Origin of the sequence: Paenibacillus sp. MAHUQ-63 (assembly GCF_028765165.1) — a bacterium.
In the GTDB taxonomy this organism is placed as follows: Bacteria; Bacillota; Bacilli; order Paenibacillales; family NBRC-103111; genus Paenibacillus_E.
Window position 1 is genome coordinate 1387771 of record NZ_JARADB010000003.1, and the last position, 19908, is coordinate 1407678.

The 19908-nt window shown below is 54.5% G+C and carries 15 protein-coding genes; 5 read left to right on the top strand and 10 right to left on the bottom strand.

All coding sequences use genetic code 11. The features are described 5' to 3' along the window. Positions 1 to 18 precede the first annotated feature (18 nt). Positions 19 to 642 carry a DUF2238 domain-containing protein gene (locus tag PUT07_RS21945; protein ID WP_274470588.1) on the bottom strand — a complete coding sequence of 208 codons (624 nt, stop codon included), beginning with the start codon at positions 640 to 642 and terminating at the stop codon, positions 19 to 21. A gap of 87 nt (positions 643 to 729) precedes the next feature. Next, positions 730 to 3183, bottom strand: coding sequence for an HAD family hydrolase (locus tag PUT07_RS21950; RefSeq protein ID WP_274470589.1), 2454 nt, complete (start codon positions 3181 to 3183; stop codon positions 730 to 732). Positions 3184 to 3279: 96 nt separating this feature from the next. Here PUT07_RS21950 and PUT07_RS21955 point away from each other — a divergent pair, with 96 nt between their 5' ends. Next, positions 3280 to 4095, top strand: coding sequence for a glycosyltransferase family 2 protein (locus PUT07_RS21955; RefSeq protein WP_274470590.1), 816 nt, complete (start codon positions 3280 to 3282; stop codon positions 4093 to 4095). Here the strand turns inward: PUT07_RS21955 and PUT07_RS21960 are convergent. Further along, on the bottom strand, positions 4084 to 4929 hold the full coding sequence (locus PUT07_RS21960) for a helix-turn-helix transcriptional regulator (protein ID WP_274470591.1): 846 nt from the start codon (positions 4927 to 4929) through the stop codon (positions 4084 to 4086). The two genes, PUT07_RS21955 and PUT07_RS21960, sit on opposite strands and share 12 nt — an antisense overlap. Before the next feature lie 132 nt (positions 4930 to 5061). Here PUT07_RS21960 and PUT07_RS21965 point away from each other — a divergent pair, with 132 nt between their 5' ends. The 4 genes from PUT07_RS21965 to PUT07_RS21980 all read left to right on the top strand — a co-directional run bounded on the left by PUT07_RS21965 (position 5062) and on the right by PUT07_RS21980 (position 9607). Further along, positions 5062 to 6057, top strand: a complete 996-nt coding sequence (locus PUT07_RS21965; RefSeq protein WP_274470592.1) for a Gfo/Idh/MocA family protein — start codon at positions 5062 to 5064, stop codon at positions 6055 to 6057. Positions 6058 to 6094: 37 nt separating this feature from the next. Beyond that, complete coding sequence (locus PUT07_RS21970) at positions 6095 to 7033, top strand: aldo/keto reductase (protein ID WP_274470594.1); 939 nt, start codon at positions 6095 to 6097, stop codon at positions 7031 to 7033. Positions 7034 to 8346: 1313 nt separating this feature from the next. Continuing rightward, the gene (locus PUT07_RS21975) at positions 8347 to 8712 is read left to right on the top strand and encodes a DUF1304 domain-containing protein (protein WP_274470595.1); all 366 of its coding nucleotides are present in this window, start codon (positions 8347 to 8349) and stop codon (positions 8710 to 8712) included. A 139-nt stretch (positions 8713 to 8851) separates the two neighbouring features. Next, on the top strand, positions 8852 to 9607 hold the full coding sequence (locus tag PUT07_RS21980; protein WP_274470596.1) for a DeoR/GlpR family DNA-binding transcription regulator: 756 nt from the start codon (positions 8852 to 8854) through the stop codon (positions 9605 to 9607). A gap of 54 nt (positions 9608 to 9661) precedes the next feature. Here the strand turns inward: PUT07_RS21980 and PUT07_RS21985 are convergent, their stop codons facing one another. The 7 genes from PUT07_RS21985 to nagZ form a co-directional block, all read right to left on the bottom strand. Then, positions 9662 to 9856, bottom strand: coding sequence for a YbdD/YjiX family protein (locus tag PUT07_RS21985; protein ID WP_274470598.1), 195 nt, complete (start codon positions 9854 to 9856; stop codon positions 9662 to 9664). Between the two features lie 5 nt (positions 9857 to 9861). Beyond that, positions 9862 to 11931 carry a carbon starvation CstA family protein gene (locus PUT07_RS21990; protein WP_274470599.1) on the bottom strand — a complete coding sequence of 690 codons (2070 nt, stop codon included), beginning with the start codon at positions 11929 to 11931 and terminating at the stop codon, positions 9862 to 9864. Positions 11932 to 12050: 119 nt separating this feature from the next. Beyond that, a complete protein-coding gene (locus PUT07_RS21995) occupies positions 12051 to 12809 on the bottom strand; it encodes a LytR/AlgR family response regulator transcription factor (RefSeq protein WP_274470600.1) in 759 nt (252 codons plus the stop codon). A 5-nt stretch (positions 12810 to 12814) separates the two neighbouring features. Beyond that, positions 12815 to 14422 (bottom strand): LytS/YhcK type 5TM receptor domain-containing protein, encoded by a 1608-nt coding sequence (locus PUT07_RS22000; RefSeq protein WP_274470601.1) that lies wholly within the window; start codon positions 14420 to 14422, stop codon positions 12815 to 12817. A gap of 1140 nt (positions 14423 to 15562) precedes the next feature. Continuing rightward, on the bottom strand, positions 15563 to 16834 hold the full coding sequence (locus tag PUT07_RS22005) for an MFS transporter (protein ID WP_274470602.1): 1272 nt from the start codon (positions 16832 to 16834) through the stop codon (positions 15563 to 15565). Positions 16835 to 16987: 153 nt separating this feature from the next. Next, complete coding sequence (locus tag PUT07_RS22010) at positions 16988 to 18082, bottom strand: ROK family protein (protein WP_274470603.1); 1095 nt, start codon at positions 18080 to 18082, stop codon at positions 16988 to 16990. Positions 18083 to 18270: 188 nt separating this feature from the next. Continuing rightward, positions 18271 to 19905, bottom strand: coding sequence for a beta-N-acetylhexosaminidase (gene nagZ, locus PUT07_RS22015; protein ID WP_274470604.1), 1635 nt, complete (start codon positions 19903 to 19905; stop codon positions 18271 to 18273). Positions 19906 to 19908 lie beyond the last annotated feature (3 nt).

Below are 19908 nucleotides of genomic sequence, written 5' to 3' on the forward strand. Positions count from 1 at the left end.
ATCCTCCACTTGTTCATATCAGTCTTTTCGTTCACTGAACCGTGAGGCAGCGGCCGTCGCCGCCATGGCAAGGATCGCGCCATAGAGCGCCAGCTCCATATCGTGGTGCGTATCCCACGGGTCGCCTTGGGTTCCAAGGAACAGCGTCCCGATCTCCGGGGCAACGAGCAGCGCCACCCACATCTCAATGAGTTCATAGAAAGCCCCTAATGCCAAAATCATGACACAAGTCATGACATAAAGCCACTTTCGCCCAAGCGGCGTCCAAGCTCGCAAAGCCTCTCTCAGCGGATAGGCAAGCAGCAGGCCGAAGCTGAAATGCACCAAACGGTCGTAATTGTCGCGTTCCGAATGCAGCAGCCATCTGAGCCATACGTCCACGAGATTTTCATTGTATGAGTAATGAGCCCCGACAGTATGCAGCGCGAGGAACAGAGCGATTAACGCATAAGATAAATTGGAAAAAGTCATCCGCTTATACGTGCTGACAAGACCGATCAGCGTCGCCCAGATCAGCAAATTTTCCAGCATCCAATCGAACCTGCTGTATGGCGCATAAGCCATCCAAATCCACAAAGCCGCATAGAGAATGATCAGTATGTGCAAAGTTGTATTGCTGCGAAAAGCAGCTGGTTTTCCCATGGCTTAGCCCCCTTGTTTTAGGTTTCAAACTCAGGTTATCTCGCCACAGTGTTTTCCAAAAGTACTAAGTTTATGTAGTACCGCTCGTTAAGTGGGACGAAGCTCGTACAGAACAGGCGTCACGCCGGTGCCTTCAAAAGCTTGCCTGATGCGGGCGGGGTAAGCCTGCAGCTCAGATAGCGTCGCAATTAGAAAAATCGCTTCTTCCGCTCCCCGCTGTGCCGACTGCTCGCTCACTCGCTCCAGGGTCGTATACGCGAACCTTCCCCAAGGCGCCGTATCCGGAGAGACTGCCGGATCTATCCAGTACGGGATGTGCAGGCCGTGAAACCATGCCATCTTCAGCAGCTGCTCCGCAATGGCGCCTGTGCCGTACAGCGTCAAGGAGCGGACCCCGTCCTCTTTCACTTGATGAATGAGGTCGAACATCATCGTCTGCGGTCCGAAGCTGTCCGTGAGCCGCAGGTAATACCGGTACAAGTAATACGGAAACCGCCGGGTCGCCATGCCCTGAGGCCAATTCACATTCAACACGGACGGGGCGTAATTGCAGGCATTCAGGAAAGCTTCCGCCCCCTCCGCGTACCATTCCTCGGCAACCACGCCGCAGATCGGGGCGATGTACTCCGTGCCGTAATTGTCCTGATGCGTCAAATCACCGAGCAGCTGCGCTTCCTGCGGCATCGGCATGGCAAGCACGCGGTGCAGCGGCTTCGCCCACTCTTCAGGCTGCCGGGACGCCCTTGCCAGCCTCCCCTCTTTTTGCCGGAGCAGGTAGGCATAATAGCTTTGGAACGCCAGCGCCCCTTCCTGGCAAGCTTGCTTGAGCGCATACTCTTCGTCCGATCGATGAAGCTCGGCCAGGACCGGAGATATGCTCCCCGCTTCCTCCCGGGAATAACGGAGCGTCGAGCCGAAGGCGCCCATCATCAGCTCTTCCAGGAAAGCCGGCGTTCTCGCAATCCGCCTGCCGGCCTCGCTGCCGCCGCTGCCTGCACGCAGCATGCTGCGAATGTTCATGCCTTGCATGCGGCGCTCATCCGTCCGGCCTGAGCCGACGGCGAGCAGATGCAGCATCTGCGGCTTCAGCCCTGCGAGGCGGACAATGTTCTCCAGCGCGCTTTGGATCGTGCCTTGAAAGCCGATATCGACGGTCGCCAGCCGCTCCGGGGAGCCGAACGATTGCGTCAAATAACCGATGAAAAGCTCCCGGTGCCGCTGAATCGAAGCTTCAATCCGTCCTTGCGCCTCGGCGCTCAGCAGTGCTTCTTGAAGCAGCGCATAGACTGTTGTTTCACCGCTTACTGAGGCCGTCATCCTCTTGCAAGATTCGACCGTTTCTTGAAGATAAGGCGCCAACCGGTCGTCTTGCGGACCGTCAATGCCCAATACGTCGAACAGCTCGTGTACTTTCAGCCCATGGATTCCCGCCAGAGCCGCCAGCTCCGCCTCGCCGAACCGCTCCAGACCCGCCATCATCGTCGCTTGCCTGGACACATAAACAGGCTTCACCTGCAGCTCCATTCCTCTCAGCCGGGAAGCGTGTTCGAGCATAGGCGCAAGCAGGTACGCCTCCCTCATGAGCGGATTCACACAGGTGATGTTCTCCTGCTCGCAAACATCAAGCACCCATTCGCATAAGGCGTGCAGGAACGGCCCGATCACATCCGTGCCGAACTGATACAACAGACGCTCCTTCTCCCCGCGACTCTCCGCTGCGCCTGATGCCGCAGCCAGCTTGCGCAGCGACTTCCACTCCGGAAGCATATCGCCGTGCCTGACGAACTCCCAATGGTGAATGCTGGCGAAATGCTCCGGAATGACGGGATAATGGAGTCCTCTGATCCCTTCTAGCGCTGCACCGGCCACGTCAGCCGCTACATTATCGCCGATATGTACGATTGCGGATGCTTCGATGTGCGGAAAAAGGGCTTTCAGCCGGGCGAACAGATGCCCCGACGACTTCCCTTCCCTCTCCTCGGAAGAAACGAGAATCGTGTCCACACAGCTCATATCCAGGCCGCTCGAGGCCAAGATGGTGCGGAGCTGCGCGGAAGATAAGTACATATCGGATAGCAGCGCCACCGGAATACCCGCTTGGCTGCAGGCATAGAGCAGCGAAGCCACATGAGGGTTCACGTAACAGACGTCCGCTTCGGCTTCGACTTCCATCCGCGCGAATGTATCCCTGCTGCCGAGGATCTCCGGCATTTCTTCATAAATGAGTTCCAATGTCACTTCGGCAAAGCCTGTCCGTGCGGCTTGCCGCTCACGGGCTTGGGATTCCGCCCGAATGCGCATGTCTTTGAATGCGGCCGCCGAGACGGACGGTGCCAGATCGCCATGGCCGAGCGCTCTCTCGCCAACTATCGCAAACACATCGGACGGATTGGCGCAAGTGCGGAACAATAGCGTATCGAAAATATCCAAGCTGAGCAGCTTGGGCGTTGGTAATTCATTTTGCAAAACGCGGAGATAGCGGTCCTTTGTCCATAAGTGTACATCCTTCGAACTGATCCCGGTATGCGGTACCTGCAGCATAAGGTTCCTCCTTAACGCTCTTAGCCAGAAATTGATTTGAGAAATGTGACACAATTGAGGTAAGCTTATTCTATGAATATTCGGAGGTGCTCGATCATGCCGGCCCAACCCTTGGTGTCCATTATTATTCCGACGTATAACCGTCGTATTGAGCTTGCGGAGCTCGCAGAATCATTATACCGTCAAACGTACACAAACCTGCAAATTATCGTTGTCAACGATGCCGGTCCTCCGGTAGATTTCATTAAGGAGCTGTACCCGGAGCTCTCCATTCAAATTGTGAATATGCCGGAAAATGCCAAGCATGTCCATGCACGCAACCGCGGTTTGCAAGAGGTCAAAGGCGATTATATCATGCTGTGCGATGATGACGATCTGCTGCTTCCGATTCATATCGAACGGATGCTGCAGGAGATCGAAGGCTATGATCTGGTGTATCCGGACGTTGAAATCTTCGATTATGTGTATGAGAACAACGCTCGTTCCATCACGAACCGGTTTGTTTTTGCCTATGAATTCGATGTGCCGGCGATGCGCCGATTCTCCACCTTCTTCTCCTCCGGCTGCATTTTCCGCCCGGAGCTGATCGAAGCTTTGGGGCCGTTTGATACGGAAGTATTCCATTATTGGGACTGGGACTTCTTCTTGAGAGCAGCGGAGAAGTTCCGCGTGAAGCGCGCGCCGATCGCCAGCGTCCTGTACGCCTTCGCGCAGGCAGGCACCAGCAACATGTCCGGACAGCTCGACAACATGCGCCCTTATCTGGACATGCTGTCCGCCAAGCACGGGCTCGGCGACCTGCCGACCAAGAACTTCTTCCTTCTGCTCGAAGAGCCGGAAGTGAAAGCGCGCGAGGCCAAGACCGAGCTCGTCTGGGACGGAGAGCCGATTCGCTCGCGCCTATTCGAGTAATCCTTTGGCATACAGACTGCGGAACTCGCTCGGCGTCATCCCCTCCTGCTCCTGAAACCGCTGATTGAAATAACTCGCGCTGGCATACCCGGCCAAGGCGGCGATATCTTTCACCGGCATCGTTTCCTTCTCGATTAGGTGCTGCTTGGCGAATTGGATCCGGCACAGCGTGATGAAGGAGAGCGGCGTCATCGAGGTCGCTTTGCGAAACAATTTGCAGAAATAGTACGTAGACACGCCTGTGAGCTCGGCCCATTCCTCCAGAATGAACGGTTCGCAGGCTTTTTGCTGCATCATCGGGAGCAGAGCAAGAATGCGGTCAACGGATTCCATCCCGCGGTTGCCCGTTAGCGGTGCGGCATAGCTCATAAACTCGCTCAAAATCTTATACGTTAGCGTAGAAAGATTCGTCTGCCTGAGAATGCCGTTATTTTCGGCTTCCAGCAGCAGCTCGTGAAAGGCTTCCTCCAGCTCCGTCCACCTCTTTAGCGTCCAAAGCGTCCGCAGAAAGCCTTTCTCCAACAAAAACTCCTTCAAATGCTTCCCGTAGAAATGAACCCAACGAACGTTCCACGGATCATCCTTGGAAGAGTAGTAGCGCTGCTCCTGGTAAGGGAAGTACAGGAATGCGTCGCCCTTTTGCAGCACATGCTGATCCCCTTCGATCTCCACGTAGCCTTTGCCCGAGATGATGAAGTGAATGCTGTATGTTTCGTAGTACCCTTCTTGCCGGTAAACGGAATGGCCGGGGTGGTCGGTGTACCATCCGACGGATTCCGGAAAAATGAAATAAGAGGACTGCTGAAATCTCGGCAGCATCACTTGTCTCTGCATACGTACCCCCTCTTCCAAATGGCAATATTACGATATCGGATGCAATATATTATCATATTCATTTTAAATAACTCGATTTATAATAACAATATAACGCTATCAAATATTTTTCTAGAAGGAGATTATACCGTCATGACAAAGCTTCGTTGGGGAATTCTAGGATGTGCCAAAATTGCGATCAGAGCTTGCATTCCCGGCATTCAGCAATCCGAGACCGGTGTTGTAAGCGCTATTGCGAGCCGCAATTTACAGAAGTCGCAGGAGACTGCGGAGCAGCTGGGAATTCCGAAAGCATACGGCAGTTATGAAGAATTGATTGCCGACCCGGATATCGATGCGCTGTACATCCCGCTGCCGAATCACCTTCATAAAGAGTGGACCATTCGTGCGGCAGAGGCCGGAAAACATGTGCTCTGCGAGAAGCCTGCCGCACTGACGGCGGCCGAGGCGGAGGAAATGGTTGCCGCGTGTGAGAAGGCCGGCGTCCAGTTCGCGGAAGCTTTCATGTATAGACATCATCCCCGCTTCGAGCGCATCAAGCAAATTATCGATTCCGGGGAAATCGGCGACATTCGCGGCATTCACGGCGCATTCACCTTCAGCAATCCGGGCGACAAGACGAATGTGCGCTACAAGCGCGAATGGGGCGGCGGTTCGCTCTACGACGTAGGCTGCTATCCGATCTCCGCAGCGAGAATGATTCTAGGCAGAGAGCCTGAAGCGGTGACAACGCACGCCTTCTTCTCGCCGGAGCATGACGATGTCGACATGATGATGTCCGGGCTGGTGGAGTTCAGCGGCAATGTCGCGCTTACGTTTGACTGCGGCATGTGGGCGGGCTTCCGCAACACGCTGGAAATCGTTGGCGCGACAGGCCGCATCGAGGTTCCTTCCGCATTTGTCACGCCAACGGAGGAATCGGGCCATTTCATCGTCCATGCAGGCGGTGAGCGCCGAGTTGAGAATGCTCCTTTCCTTAATCAATATTCGCTTGAGGTTGACGACTTGGCTTACGCCGCTTGGGGTAAGAAAGCACCGAATTACGCGGCTGGCGATGCCATTTTGAACATGAAAGTACTTGATGCCTGCCTGCAATCCGCAAGAGAGCGTTCCCGTATCGTTCTTTAAACTACTAATGAATCGGTGAAAGGTTGGGATGACCGCGATGAAGCACATTCAAATTAAAGGCTTGGACAAACCTGTATCCAAACTGATTATGGGCTCGGACTTTTTCCGTCTGGACAACAAGCAGGAAGTTAGCGACATTCTTGGACACTATCTGGCGATCGGCGGCAATACGATCGACTCGGCATTCATCTATTGCGGCGGCCAGAGCGAGCAGGCGCTTGGCATTTGGCTCGATGAAGTGGGCAACCGGGATGACATCAATATCTTCACCAAAGGCGCGCACCACGACGCTAACGGCCCGCGGGTGAACGCGGAAGCGATCCGCAGCGACCTCTTCACGTCGCTTGAGCGGCTGCGCACCGATTATATCGATTTGTACGCGCTGCACCGCGACGATCCGGCTGTTCCGGTCGGCGCCATCTTGGAAGCGCTGAACGAGCATGTGGAAGCCGGACGCATCCGCGCCTTCGGCGGCTCCAACTGGACGCATGAGCGTCTGCAGGAAGCGAACGACTATGCGGCGAAGAACGGGCTTATCGGCTTCAGCTTCTCCTCGCCGAACCTCTCCCTTGCGAAGGCCAAAGAGCCGTTCTGGAAGGACTGCGTGTCCATCGACGAGGCAGGCCTGCGCTGGTATGAAGCGGCGCAGATGCCGCTTCTCTCGTGGTCTTCGCAGGCGCGCGGCTTCTTCACCGGCCGGTACACGCCGGATGTGCTCGACAATGCCGATCTCGTTCGCGTATTCTACAGCGACGAGAACTGGACGCGGCTGCGCCGCGCGGAACAGCTGGCACAGGAGAAAGGCGTCACCGCGATCCAAATCGCGCTCGCCTATGTGCTGAACCAGCCGTTCCCGTCCTGCGCGCTCATCGGCCCTCGCACGCAGGCCGAGATGGAGTCATGCCGCGACGGTGCGGAGCTCGTGTTGACTCCGCAGGAGATGGCATGGCTAGATTTGACTGCAGCTGCGGTATAGCTGCTTTGTTTACCCCGGCTGCTTGCGGCCGGGGTTTTGTTGTGCCCGCTGGCCGGCTAACGGCACAGCAGCGGTGCGAGCATCCTAGCCGCCGACACATGCAGGGGCTTCCGGATGAGCTCGCAGCCTCCCTCGTTCTAACTATCGGACACAGCGGACGCTATTTGCCGTTATGGGGCTGATTCTCAGCTCTAACGGACACAGGTGACGCTATTCTGCTGAAATCGTAGCGAATCGACCAAATAATCCGCGAATAGCGTCCTCCCTGTCCGTTAGAGTTTCATCGGACGCCTCAGCCTGCAGATAACGGCTCGTGTGTCCGTTAGATCAGTGCGATGCTGCTCGGCGGCCGCCAGAAGAATACCAAGCCGCTGCCCGGTGGAGGCGTGGTTAATGGGCGGCGCAACCGATGGCTTCCGATGCGCACGCAGCGCCCCTCGCTCTAACGGACACAGTGGACGCTATTTGCCGTTTTGGAGCTGATTTTCAGCTCTAACGGACACAGGTGACGCTATTCTGCTGAAATCGCAGCGAATCGCCCAAATAATCCGCGAATAGCATCCTCCCTGTCCGTTAGAGTTTCGTCGGACGCCTCCGCCGGCAGATAACGGCTCGTGTGTCCGTTAGATCAGTGCGATGCTGCTCGGCGGCCGCCAGAACACACCTTGAACGCCGGTTCATGCCGATTCAACTACATCCTGCTTTACTTCTATGTCTTTCTGTCACATCTACATCACCTGTATCTTCTACCTCGAGCTCATCTACTTTCCGTTACTATCCACGTCTTTCTGTCACATCTACATCACCCGTAACTTCTACCTCTCGCTCATCTACTTCTCCGTTACTTCTACGTCTTTCTGTCGTATCTTCACCACCCGTATCTTCTACCTCGAGCTCATCTACTTTCCGTTACTATCCACGTCTTTCTGTCACATCTACATCACCCGTATCTTCTACCTCTCGCTCATCTACTTCTCCGTTACTTCTACGCTCTTTCTGTCACATCTACATCATCCGCATCTTCTACCTCTAGCTCATCTACTTTCTCTTACTTCTACATCTTTCTGTCATATCTACAACTTCCGCATCATTTACTTCCCCCCATCTCCTTCATCACAGCACCAGCAGCGGATTCAAAGGACATACCGACACCCTGCCCAACGAGGTTGGGCATTGCTCCTCGCCCGCTCCCACGAAATGGTCGTTGTAACTTTTCCTAAATCCGTTTGTCTTATTTTGACAAAAGTACACAAAAGCCTTATATTGATTTTAAACAAAACAATTGTGTAACATATAATGGAAGGTGATCTGAAATGGCAATCATCAGCGCAATTTTCGTAGCGCTTGTAGCAGCAGAGCATGTATACATACTCATATTGGAAATGTTCCTGTGGACGACCCCCCGAGCGCTTAAAGCTTTCGGAACGACCAAAATGTTCGCGGAAGAAAGCAAATCATTGGCCGCCAACCAAGGATTGTACAACGGCTTTTTGGCAGCGGGGCTTATATGGGGCCTGCTTCATCCCGATGCCGCTGTGGGGCATCAGCTTCAGCTATTTTTTCTCGGCTGCGTGCTTGTTGCCGCAATCTATGGAGGCATCACGGCCAAACGATCGATTCTCATCGTTCAGGGCCTTCCCGCTCTCATCGCGATGATCGCTGTGCTAGTAGCAGGATAGCATGGAACCGCTGCATAGACCCGGCCCGGCCACTTCCGGTCTGATAGACGCTTATCCTTCCGCATGATAATATAGAAGCTAGCATGATTTTACATCGTTAGCCCGCTTTCGCGAAGAAGGAAAGCTTACAGGAGGTACCATGGGAAAGACAGATATACGCCGCGATGCCATAATGCAAGCCATTAAAGATAAAGGCTCCATCGCCTTGATCGATATCGTTCAACAGTTTGGCGTATCGGAAGCTACGGCAAGACGGGACCTTGAGATTCTGGAGCAAGAGAAACGCTGCATCCGAACCTTCGGAGGCGCCGTGTTGGAAAGCTTGAAGGTGGAAGTTCCCTTTTTTAACAAAATGGACCTCTATACAGAAGAAAAGAAAGAAATCGCCGACAAGGCGCTGAACTTCATCGAAGACGGCGACATCATCGGCTTGACGGGCGGAACGACCACAACGTTCATCGCCAAGAAGCTCAACCAATTCAAAAACCTCACTGTCATCACCAATGCAGTGAATATCGCGTATGAACTGATCGGCACGCAAGGACTGCAGCTGATTCTGACAGGCGGAGTCATCCGCACGCAAACGTTCGAGCTATCGGGCCCGCTGGCCAATGCGACGCTCGATAACCTAAGCATCCGCAAAACATTCATGGGCGTAGACGGCATCTCGCTAACCCGCGGCATGATGATCTATAACGAGCTGGAAGCGGAGACGAACCGCCGGATGATGAAGCAGTCGATGGAAACGTATCTGGTCGCCGACCATTCCAAATTCAGCCGAAGCTCGCTCTTCGTCATCGGCGAGGTGCAGGAGACGACAGGCATTATCAGCGATTCCAAAATCACCCCGGAGATGAAGGATGCCTTCAAAGACGCCGGAGCCCCCTTCCTGTAAAAAAACAAAAAACTCGACCTCATGGCAAGTCGCCGTGGGATCGAGTTTTTTCATTTAACAGCAGCGGTTGATTTTGCCGCTCTCATAGCGTTCATGCAGGGAGCGCATGTAGAATTCTTTCTCCGTCAACACCGGATTGCCGGGATGATGTTCCTGCTGGTGTTGCACATATTTGGCATAGTCCGGAATATTGAAAATGATTTTAATCGTAGTGTTTACCTTGCGCGAAAAACGGGCAATCGCTCTCAAGCTCATCACGCTCCGAATGTAGATTGAACGAACGGCGATTCCTTCAGTTGAGGCTTCTGTTTCTGAACGATAATGTTGAACCATAAACGAATCGAAATGATGATCATCAGCAGAACGACGATCCCGAAGAAGATCGTAAGGCCCGCATCGATGTAATTGTTCGTGACGATTTGTTGCATGACTTCCATATTTTTGGCGGGCGCAATCACTTGGCCGCTGTCAATGCCGGCCTGATATTTCTTCGCTGCCGCCAAGAATCCGATGCTCGGATTGGCAGAGAACGCTTTCTGGTATCCGGCAGTAAGGGTCGTCACAGCCAAGAAAACGAATGGAATGATGCTTACCCAAGCATGGCGGGCTTTGCCCATTTTGATCATAATGGTAACGGCAACGGCCAGAGCGATAGCGGCCAGCATTTGATTCGCAATGCCGAACAATGCCCACAGCGAGTTAATGCCGCCGAACGGATCGACCGCCCCTTGATACAAGAAATATCCCCAAGCCAAGCAAACAAGCAGCGAAGCGATGAAGTTGTATCTGAAATTGGTCGTTTGACCGAAAGGCTTGTAGAAGTTGCCCACCAGATCCTGCAGCATGAAGCGGCCGACACGTGTCCCTGCATCTACAGCTGTTAAAATAAATACGGCTTCGAACAAAATCGCAAAATGGTACCAAAACGCTTTGGCGCCGCTCAGGAACGTTGAGAAAATCTCCGCCATACCGACAGCCAGCGTCGGCGCTCCGCCCGTACGGGAAAGAATCGTTTTCTCGCCGATCTCCTTGGCTGTGCTTGTAATTTGGTCCGGCGTCAAGGTGAAGCCCCAGGACGAAATTTTCGCAGCGACCGCAGCGGCATCCGTACCGATAACAGCAGGTGAAGAGTTCATGGCAAAGTAGATGCCCGGCTCCAAGGAACATGCTGCAATAAGCGCCATAACGGCAACGAAAGATTCGGCGGCCATCCCGGCATAGCCGATGAACGGCGCATGGCTTTCTCGATCGATCATTTTCGGCGTCGTACCGGAGGAAATCAAGGCATGGAACCCGGACACGGCACCGCACGCGATAGTGATAAACAAGAACGGGAACAAATTACCGGAAAAGACAGGACCGGTGCCATCGATGAATTTCGTCACGGCAGGCATTTTGAGTTCAGGCAGGATCAGCATAATGCCTCCGGCCAGCAGCACAATTACGCCGATCTTCAAGAACGAGCTCAAATAATCCCGCGGCGCAAGCAGCACCCATACCGGCAAGACCGAAGCAATCAAACCATAAATGACCATCATGATTGCGATTTGCGGCGCACTGAACGTAAACATATTGGATAGAAGCGGACTTGCCGCAACGTATTGACCCAACCACAGAACGATCATAAGCAGTACGAAGCCAATGATGGAGCCCTCGATCACTTTCCCCGGACGAATATAGCGCATATAAAAGCCCATGAAAATCGCAATCGGCATCGTCATCGCGATGGTGAACATTCCCCACGGTGATTCTGCTAACGCTTTCACAACAACGAGTCCAAGAACGGCCACGATGATAATCAAAATCGCAAGCGTCGCAATGGAAGCCAGCGTGCCGCTGAAACGGCCGATTTCATCCTTGGCCATTTGGCCGAGCGACTTGCCGTCACGGCGCATAGAGCCGACCAGCGTTACGAAATCCTGCACGCAGCCGGCAAGAACAGCGCCGATGATGATCCAGAGAATGCTCGGCAGGTACCCCATTTGCGCGGCAAGAATAGGTCCAACCAGCGGACCCGCCCCGGCGATAGCGGCGAAATGATGGCCGAACAGCACGTACTTGTTGGTCGGCACGTAATCTTTGCCATCGTTATTGACGTGTGCCGGCGTAGCCCGCTTATCGTTCAATTCGTAAATTTTTCGAGCGATGAAACGGCTGTAAAAGCGATAACCAAATGCATACGTACAAATCGCGGCGATAATGAGCCATACCGCCGAGATGCTTTCACCTCTGGACAAGGCGAGCATAGCGAACCCGGATGCGCCAAGCGCGGCGATGACCGCCCAGATGACGTAGGAAACAAATTTGTTTTTTAACAGCAACATATCTATGACACCCTCCAATGAACATGATTAGTATTGATAGCGCTTACAGGAAGTATAGCTTGTTTGGGCAACAAGCGGAATACCTGAAACGCAACATGCCATTTTCGAGCCTCATGATGTTATATTTCGAGCTTCAAACGCAGCAGCTTCACATAGTTCCGGCTAACGGGAATGGAGCTTCGCTCCGCATCCTCCATCAGCAAATTATAAGCGCCATTCACCCATGACTTCATCTCGGAGATGGCGGCAAGGTTAACGAGATAGCTTTTGTGGCAGCGAAAAAAACCGTAGGGCTCGAGCTTCTGTTCCAGCTCCGACAACGTATACGAGACATGATACGCTTTATCGTACAGGTGCACCTGCACATGCTTCACCTCTTTGCTGATGTACATGATATCCTTCGGGGATACATAAATGATCCCTTCCCCCAGCTCCAGCGCCAGCTTCACACTCGATTTGGCGGAAGGCGCCGTTTGGCCCGCCGTGCTTGGGACAGCGGATCCGCCGCTTGGCTGCTGTATTTTGCGCAGCTCCCGAAATACGATCGCAATATCCTCCTCGTCGTACGGCTTCAGCATATAATGAAAAGCGCGCAGTTTGAACGCATGAACTGCATATTGATCGTATGCGGTCGAGAAGACGATTTTCACCTGCGGGTTCAGTTCCCCTACGATTTCGGCAACCTGCAGTCCATTCAAGTCCGGCATATCCATATCCAGAAACAAAACGTCCGGAGCTTGCTCTTTCACCTTCTTGATCGCATCCATGCCGCCGGTTGCCGCGGTAACCTTGTCCACCTCTTCGCACTGTTCCAGCAGATAGACCAATTCCTCTCTAGCCGGCTCTTCATCGTCTGCAATGACAACGTTCCATCCCATTTCGATCACCTTACCCAAAATTTAATGATTGTACCTTCTCCCGGCGTACTTTGAATGTCCAGCGGATGATCGCCGCCATAATGATAGCTTAACCGCTGTTCAATATTTCGCAGAGCCATGCCGGTATGCTCCTCTTGGCTTTGAAGTTCCGCCGCTTCCAGACCGACGCCATTGTCCTCCACCGTGATCCTGGTGCGCAGCCTCCCCCCGTCCTCCTGCTCCTCCTTCACCGTCAGGCGGATGATGCCAATGCCTGGCTTGTTTTTGATGCCGTGAACGATGGCATTCTCGACCAAGGGCTGAATCGTGAAGGGAGGGATCGACCGCTCCAGCAGTCTTTCTTCAATATCGGCGTAAAATTCCATCTGATCGCCAAGACGGGACTTGATAAGACTGAGATATGACATCACCAGCTCATATTCGTCCCGGATCGTGACCAGGCGCTCATTGCCGTGGCTCATATTTTTCCGCAAAAATTTGGACAAATGCATCACCATCTGCCGAGCCTCTTCCGGCTTCGTACGGATGAACGACTTGACCGTGTTCAGCACATTGAACAGGAAATGCGGATTCATCTGCGCCTGCAGAGAGCGGATCTCCGCATCGGCGAGCAGCTGCGTCTGCCGCTCGGATTCCACGAACGCATACTGCTGGGACAGCAGCTCGGCCAGAGAAGCGAGCATTCTCCGGCGGGACGGATTGTCATCCTGCTCCCTTTCGTAATATAAGCGGAAATGCCCGATCGGCGGTCGATGGGGGACGCGGATAAGCAGATCGCTCCAATATTTCGTTTTTCTGCCTTCCGCGATCCATGCTTCGCCGTCTTTGCTGAAAAACGCCCCAACCGCCTTCATTTCCCCATGCAGCACTTTGGCAATTCCCGCTACCGCCTTGTCGAATTCCAGCCGCCACAGGGGCATCGTCATGTCCGCAATTTGCAGCGCCTGATGCGCATGTTCCGCGCCGATCCGCGCCTCTTCCCGTTCCATCGTGTTGTACAACACGAAATAAAGCGCCACACCGACGCTGTTAGCTAACGTCTGCGGCAAGCCGATAAGCGACACCAGGTTGACGGCTTCTCCCCACGGCTTGGCGAGCGCAAGGATAAGAATCATTTGCAGCGCTTCCGCTAGAAAACCGACGACGAATGCCAACTGAACGGAGGAAACTTTGCGAAACCGTTTCTTGAAAGCATTGCGGCATAAGCCGGCGAGCACCCCCTGCAGCATCGGCGCAATCATGCACGCAACGGCGACGAAGCCGCCCAGGCTGTACCGATGCAGGCCGGCGATAGCGCCGACAATGAAGCCGCTCTTGACGCCGCCAAGCAGCCCGGCGATGACCACGCCGACGGTTCGCGCATTCGCGATGGCTGCCGTCGGTGCGACTTCGCCGATCCATGGCGCCGGCCGGTACGAATAATCCGAGACCGTCACGCCGGAGTAGGTGGCCAGGATCGCGTAGGCGGAAAAGAATACCAGGAAGCGCCACTGATACGTCCGTGCGCCCTGATAGCTCATATAACTGCGCATCCAGCGGCTGCGAGAGAAAGCGAACGCCAGCGCGATCAAGAAGCCCACCCGCTCCATCATATCGACGAACAATTGAAGCATGTTTCACACACCTTTCCTATCGTTATCCTAGCAGAAAACGAAAGGCTTTGCAGTAATGTGCCCCGAAGCTGCTGTACTATCCTTTTTGTCCGGAGTCGATGTTGGGTGGGCTTCTTTGACCACTCACCCCTTGGATCAGCTGCGGAGTTGTATGGCCGGTTCTCTTTGGCTACTATCCCCTTGAATCAGGAGCGGAGTTACTTGGCCGGCTCTCTTTGGACACTATCCCCTTGGGTCAGGTACGGAGTTGTTTGGCGGGCTCCTTTGGACACTATCCCCTTGGATCAGGGGCGGAGTTACTTGGCCGGCTTTCTTTGGACACTATCCCCTTGGATCAGGGGCGGAGTTACTTGGCCGGCTTTCTTTGGACACTATCCCCTTGGATCAGGAGCGGAGTTACTTGGCAGGCTCTCTTTGGACACTATCCCCTTGGGTCAGGTACGGAGTTGTTTGGCCGGCTCTCTTTGGACACTATCCCTTTGGATCAGGGGCGGAGTTACTTGGCCGGCTTTCTTTGGACACTATCCCCTTGGATCAGGTGTGGAGTTACTTGGCCGGCTCTCCCTCCACTATCCCCTTGAGTCAGGGGCGGAATTGTTTGGCCGGCTCTCTTTGGACACTATCCCCTTGGATCAGGGGCGGAGTTACTTGGCCGGCTCTCTCTCCACTATCCCCTTGAGTCAGGTGCGGAGATATACCTGAGCGAATGGGGGAATGGCCAGAAGCGGCGTCCATCCAACACACTGAGCGAACGGGATAGTGGCCAGAAGCGGCTTTCATCTCACGCACTACGGATGGGATAGTGGCCAGAAGCAGCGTCCATCCGACGCACTGAGCGAATGGGATAGTGACCAGAAGCGGCTTTCATCCCACGCACTGAGCGAATGGGATAGTGGCTAGAAGAGGCAATTCATCCATAATCCTGAGCGAACGGGATAGTGGCCAGAAGGAAAGTTCATCCAACACACTGAGCCAATGGGATAGTGGCCAGAAGGAGCGTTCATCCAACACACTGAGCGAATGGGATAGTGGCCAGAAACGATGTTCAGGCTACACACTCGAGGGTAAGAGAAAGAAGGCAGAAAAAATGGAACCGCCGCTCGGGCAGTTCCATCCAAACCAATACTATCACTATCACTATTAACCGGCTTTTGCTTCCTCGCCACTTGTCTGATTAATTGCATTCGCCTTATACTTCAGCGTCGGAAGCATGATCAGAATGCCAATTACAAACAACGCGGCAGAAGCAATATAAATGCTTGCAAGCGGGAAAGCAGCTTTAATGCTGCCAGTCAAGCTCATCGTCAGAACCATCGCTCCCATAAACAACGGGTTCAAAATCCCATTGACACGCCCGACGAAGGACTCTTCGGTATTGCCTAGAATCATCGTCGAAATACCGATTTGAATGGCCGGCATCACGAGACCGGACATAAATTGGAACACTAGCGCCAGCCAAACCAGATGCGTAAGTCCTAACACAGTGAATGCAACGACGTTTACCGCCATGCCGATAATAAGGAGCATCTGCGGTGATACTTTTTTGGAGAAGCCCATCGTCAAGCCGCCCCCGACAATCATCGCAACCCCGTTGGCTGCCATGAACCATTGTAGATCTTGTTTCGGCAAGGATAGATTTTCGGTTACCAAAAAAATGCCAAGCTGGGAGATAAGACCGATCCCGAGTCCGGCTACCAAGAAACATCCGCCTAAGGTGACAAGCATTTTATTCTTCAGAACATACCTGAACCCTTGACCCATTTCTGCGATAATGTGCGTGGACGGTTTCTCGGTATCTCCGATATTTTTGCGGTCGGCAGGCAGAAATGTCAGCACCAGCGCGGATAAAAGGAAACACACGCCCATAATGGCAACCGCCACTTCAATCCCGAAGTGGTAGTACACGAACGTTCCCATAATTGGCCCCAAAATCATGAAGATCGCCATCATCGATTGGAATAGCGACATCCCCATTTGCATTTGGGATTCGTGAACATGGACTTTGAACAGCTTCATGCCGGAAGGTTGAGAAAATTGGGACAAAATCGACGACACAAGCGTGGCGAAAAAGATCGCCTTCCACGAGCCGAAGTACAGCGTCACCATGATAACAAATACGGAAATGGCGCTTAATATATCACACCAAACCATCGTCAGTTTGGGTCTCCACCGGTCGGCGAACGCGCCGCCAATGAAAGAGAAGATAAAAATTGGTGCGAACTCGGCCACCGAAATCAAAGAAATCGAATAAGGATTATTATTCGTCATATCCGTTACATAGAGAAGTATCGCAAAGTTGCGGATCCAGATGCCGATTTGCAGAAAAAGGCCCGATAGCATAATGGACTGCACGAAACGATTAGCGAAAAAGGATCGCATCGTAGGCGCGTCCGAAGCTATTGTTTGAGACATAAGAAAAAACACCCCTTCTTCATTCATTAGTCCATAAAACTTAACTTCTTCTTGACGAGAAAAAAAGAAATAAAGTTTCATAAGCCTTATTCAATTTAACGAAAAAGGTGGTTACCGTCTAGTGACATAGGTCATATGACCGGTCATAAAGGTTCAGCGTGACTGTGACATCAGCAGCGCAGCGCCGACAGCCCCGGCGGCCGAGCCAAGCGAGGATGATGCGAACCGGACCGGCTGGCGAATCGAAGGCAAGCAGCGCTCTTCGACGATCTCGCGCATCGGTCCGAGCAGTCCCTCGCCGATCCGCGAAGCGCCGCCGCCAAGAACGACCACCTGCGGATTCAGCAGGTGGAGGATACTCACGAGCCCGATGCCGAGTGCTCGGCCCGCTTCGCGCAGGATGCCTGCAGCATCGGCATCCCCTTCCGCGGCTGCAGCCGCAACGAGCCGCGCATCCACGCGGCCCGGGTCCCCGCCCGACAGCCGCGTGAGCGCGCCTTCGCCGCCTGCGCGTACGAGCTCTGCGCCGCGGCGGCCAATGGCGGTGCCTGACGCATAGAGCTCCAGGCACCCCACGTTCCCGCAGGGGCAGAGCAGCCCATTTCCATCGATGGAAATGTGGCCGAGCTCCCCTGCGTTACCGTTCGTTCCGGCGATCAGTCGCCCGCCGGAGATGATACCCCCGCCGATCCCCGTGGAGATCGTCACATAGATGCAGTCCGGCGCGCCTTCACCGGCGCCGGCCAGCCATTCGCCGACCGCCGCGGCGGTGGCGTCGTTCTCTACTCTGACCGCGCATGCGAAGCGGTCAGAGAGCACGGCGGCGACGGGAACGTCGCGCCAGCCGAGGTTGGCGGCGAACGTGACGACACCGTTCGCCGTATCCAGCGTGCCCGCGGTGGCTACGCCAATGCCGCGGAGAACGTCGCGGCCGCCAGGCGCCGCCGCGATGAGCTTGTCGATCAGGCTGCACAGCCGATCGAGCACGGCCGCCTCACCCTGCTGCGCGAGGGTGGGGATTTCGTCTTTCGCGATGATGGTGCCATCGCTGGCAATGAGGGCGGCTAACATTTTGGTGCCGCCAAGATCAACCCCGACGTAACAATCCCGCAGAAGTATACCCTCGTCATCGCCATCCTGGCTCTCGGTGGTCCCTTTCGCCGCACTCACATCCTGCACCTCACGCACTCCCTCACCTTCCACACTTACGCCCTGCGACTCCCTCGCTCCCTCAACTTTCGCACTCACATCCTGCACCTCCCTCACTCCTTCACTTTCCACACTCGCATCCTGCGACTCCCCCACTCCTTCACCTTCAACACTCACATCCTGCATTTCCCTCGCTCCCTCAACTTCCGCACACACACCCGCATCTGCGTCAGAGTATGTCTGGCCTGTCGCCAAGTTCCGGACTTGCTCGCTCTCGCTCTTCCCCCTCATATCTCCTGCCTCCATCCAATGGGATATAGCTCCGACAGCGTAACAGGCAGCCGCCCGACGGGCTTCTCTTTGCCTAGAAGCACGCTCGCGAGAGAGGCCATCGCCAGCGGGCGATTCTCGTAGCAGGCCAAGTAGGTCTTCACCTCGGGGAATTGGAGCAGATCGTACGGGTTACGGCCCGCAGCGACGATGAGATGCAGCGCTTCGCGTTTGGCCAGCTCCTTCACCAGCTGTGTTTGCCCCTGTGAGAAAGTGGCGTTGTACGTCACGACCACGACTTGCTGCTTGCCTTCGGCAGCTTGCAAGATGGTCTCGATTTCCGGCTCTGACGGAAATAATCCCACGTACACCTCTTCGACAGGCTGGCCGGAAATATCCGCTAATGCGCTGCCCAGCGTGCCCTGACGCTCCACCACTTCATCGATCTCCGTGCCTGCCTGCACTTCCGTCCAGACGACCAGAAGCGATTCGTGCATGTCCACGAATTTGGCGGTTTCGGCTTTCACCAGCGTAATGCTTTTGCGGCTAAGCTCCTTCGCCAAGAGCTGGTGCTCCGGAGTCGAAATCGGTTCGTCCGGGACAGGGACCAGCTTATCGAAAGCAATTTCACGCTTGCATTTATGAGTCATTATCCGCAGCAGGGATTCGTCAATGCGGGATTCCGCAATCCGGCCGCTTTCTACGGCAGCAATTACCGCCTCTATAGCGGCTATTTGACGTTCCAGCGTATGGCTGACGAGGATCAAATCCGAGCCGGCTTCCACCGCGCGCACCGCTCCCTCGGCCACGCCGATCCCCTCGGAGATCGCTTTCATTTCCAGGCAGTCGGTGACGATCAAGCCTTGGAAACCAAGCTCCTTTCGCAGCAGCTCCGTCAAAATGCGATAGGACAGCGTCGACGGAACTCCGCTTGGCTCCAGCGCAGCGAATACGACATGCGCCGTCATAATGGCGTCTACGCCGCCTTCGATCGCTTGGATGAAGGGAGCCAATTCCAGCTCCATCAAACGCTCCATGCTATGCGGCACAACCGGAAGGTCATGATGCGAATCCTCCGACGTATCGCCATGCCCGGGGAAGTGCTTGACCGTCGCAATGACGCCTGTATCCTGCAAGCCTCTGACCGCGTGCGTGCCCATGTCGCCGACGATAGCGGCCGTTTCCCCGTAAGAGCGCACCCCAATGACCGGATTCAGCCGGTTATTGTTAATATCGAGGCACGGGGCGAAATTCATATTCACGCCCATTTGGCGCAGCTCTTTTCCCATAATTTTGGAGCTGGCATATACTCCGGCTGGGGCAAAAGTCGCTCCCAGCGCCATGTTGCCCGGTAGCAGCGTCGCTCCTTGTTCAATCCGGGACACCATCCCGCCTTCTTGATCCACCGCAATGAACAACGGCTGCCCGCCGCTGCGCTGGCTCCGTTCCTGCAGTTGGGCCGATAATTGTGCCAATTGGCGGGCATCTTTCACATTGCGCCGGAAATAGATGACGCCGCCGAGCCCATACTGCTCGATTAGCTGCGTAACGGCATCATTCGGCTCCATCGTTTGGAACCCGCAGATAAACATTTGACCTACTTTTTGCCGCAGAGTTAAAGGAAGATGTGAAGTGTTGGACGAGGATGACATCGA

Excerpts from the sequence above, each read along its gene's own strand:
- PUT07_RS21980 (WP_274470596.1), top strand. The coding sequence starts at position 8,852 with ATGGGAAAGACAGATATACGCCGCGATGCCATAATGCAAGCCATTAAA.
- PUT07_RS21945 (WP_274470588.1), bottom strand. The coding sequence starts at position 642 with ATGGGAAAACCAGCTGCTTTTCGCAGCAATACAACTTTGCACATACTG.
- PUT07_RS21950 (WP_274470589.1), bottom strand. The coding sequence starts at position 3,183 with ATGCTGCAGGTACCGCATACCGGGATCAGTTCGAAGGATGTACACTTA.
- PUT07_RS21965 (WP_274470592.1), top strand. The coding sequence starts at position 5,062 with ATGACAAAGCTTCGTTGGGGAATTCTAGGATGTGCCAAAATTGCGATC.
- nagZ (WP_274470604.1), bottom strand. The coding sequence starts at position 19,905 with ATGTCATCCTCGTCCAACACTTCACATCTTCCTTTAACTCTGCGGCAA.
- PUT07_RS22000 (WP_274470601.1), bottom strand. The coding sequence starts at position 14,422 with ATGCTTCAATTGTTCGTCGATATGATGGAGCGGGTGGGCTTCTTGATC.
- PUT07_RS21995 (WP_274470600.1), bottom strand. The coding sequence starts at position 12,809 with ATGGGATGGAACGTTGTCATTGCAGACGATGAAGAGCCGGCTAGAGAG.
- PUT07_RS21955 (WP_274470590.1), top strand. The coding sequence starts at position 3,280 with ATGCCGGCCCAACCCTTGGTGTCCATTATTATTCCGACGTATAACCGT.
- PUT07_RS21960 (WP_274470591.1), bottom strand. The coding sequence starts at position 4,929 with ATGCAGAGACAAGTGATGCTGCCGAGATTTCAGCAGTCCTCTTATTTC.
- PUT07_RS21970 (WP_274470594.1), top strand. The coding sequence starts at position 6,095 with ATGAAGCACATTCAAATTAAAGGCTTGGACAAACCTGTATCCAAACTG.
- PUT07_RS22005 (WP_274470602.1), bottom strand. The coding sequence starts at position 16,834 with ATGTCTCAAACAATAGCTTCGGACGCGCCTACGATGCGATCCTTTTTC.
- PUT07_RS21990 (WP_274470599.1), bottom strand. The coding sequence starts at position 11,931 with ATGTTGCTGTTAAAAAACAAATTTGTTTCCTACGTCATCTGGGCGGTC.
- PUT07_RS21975 (WP_274470595.1), top strand. The coding sequence starts at position 8,347 with ATGGCAATCATCAGCGCAATTTTCGTAGCGCTTGTAGCAGCAGAGCAT.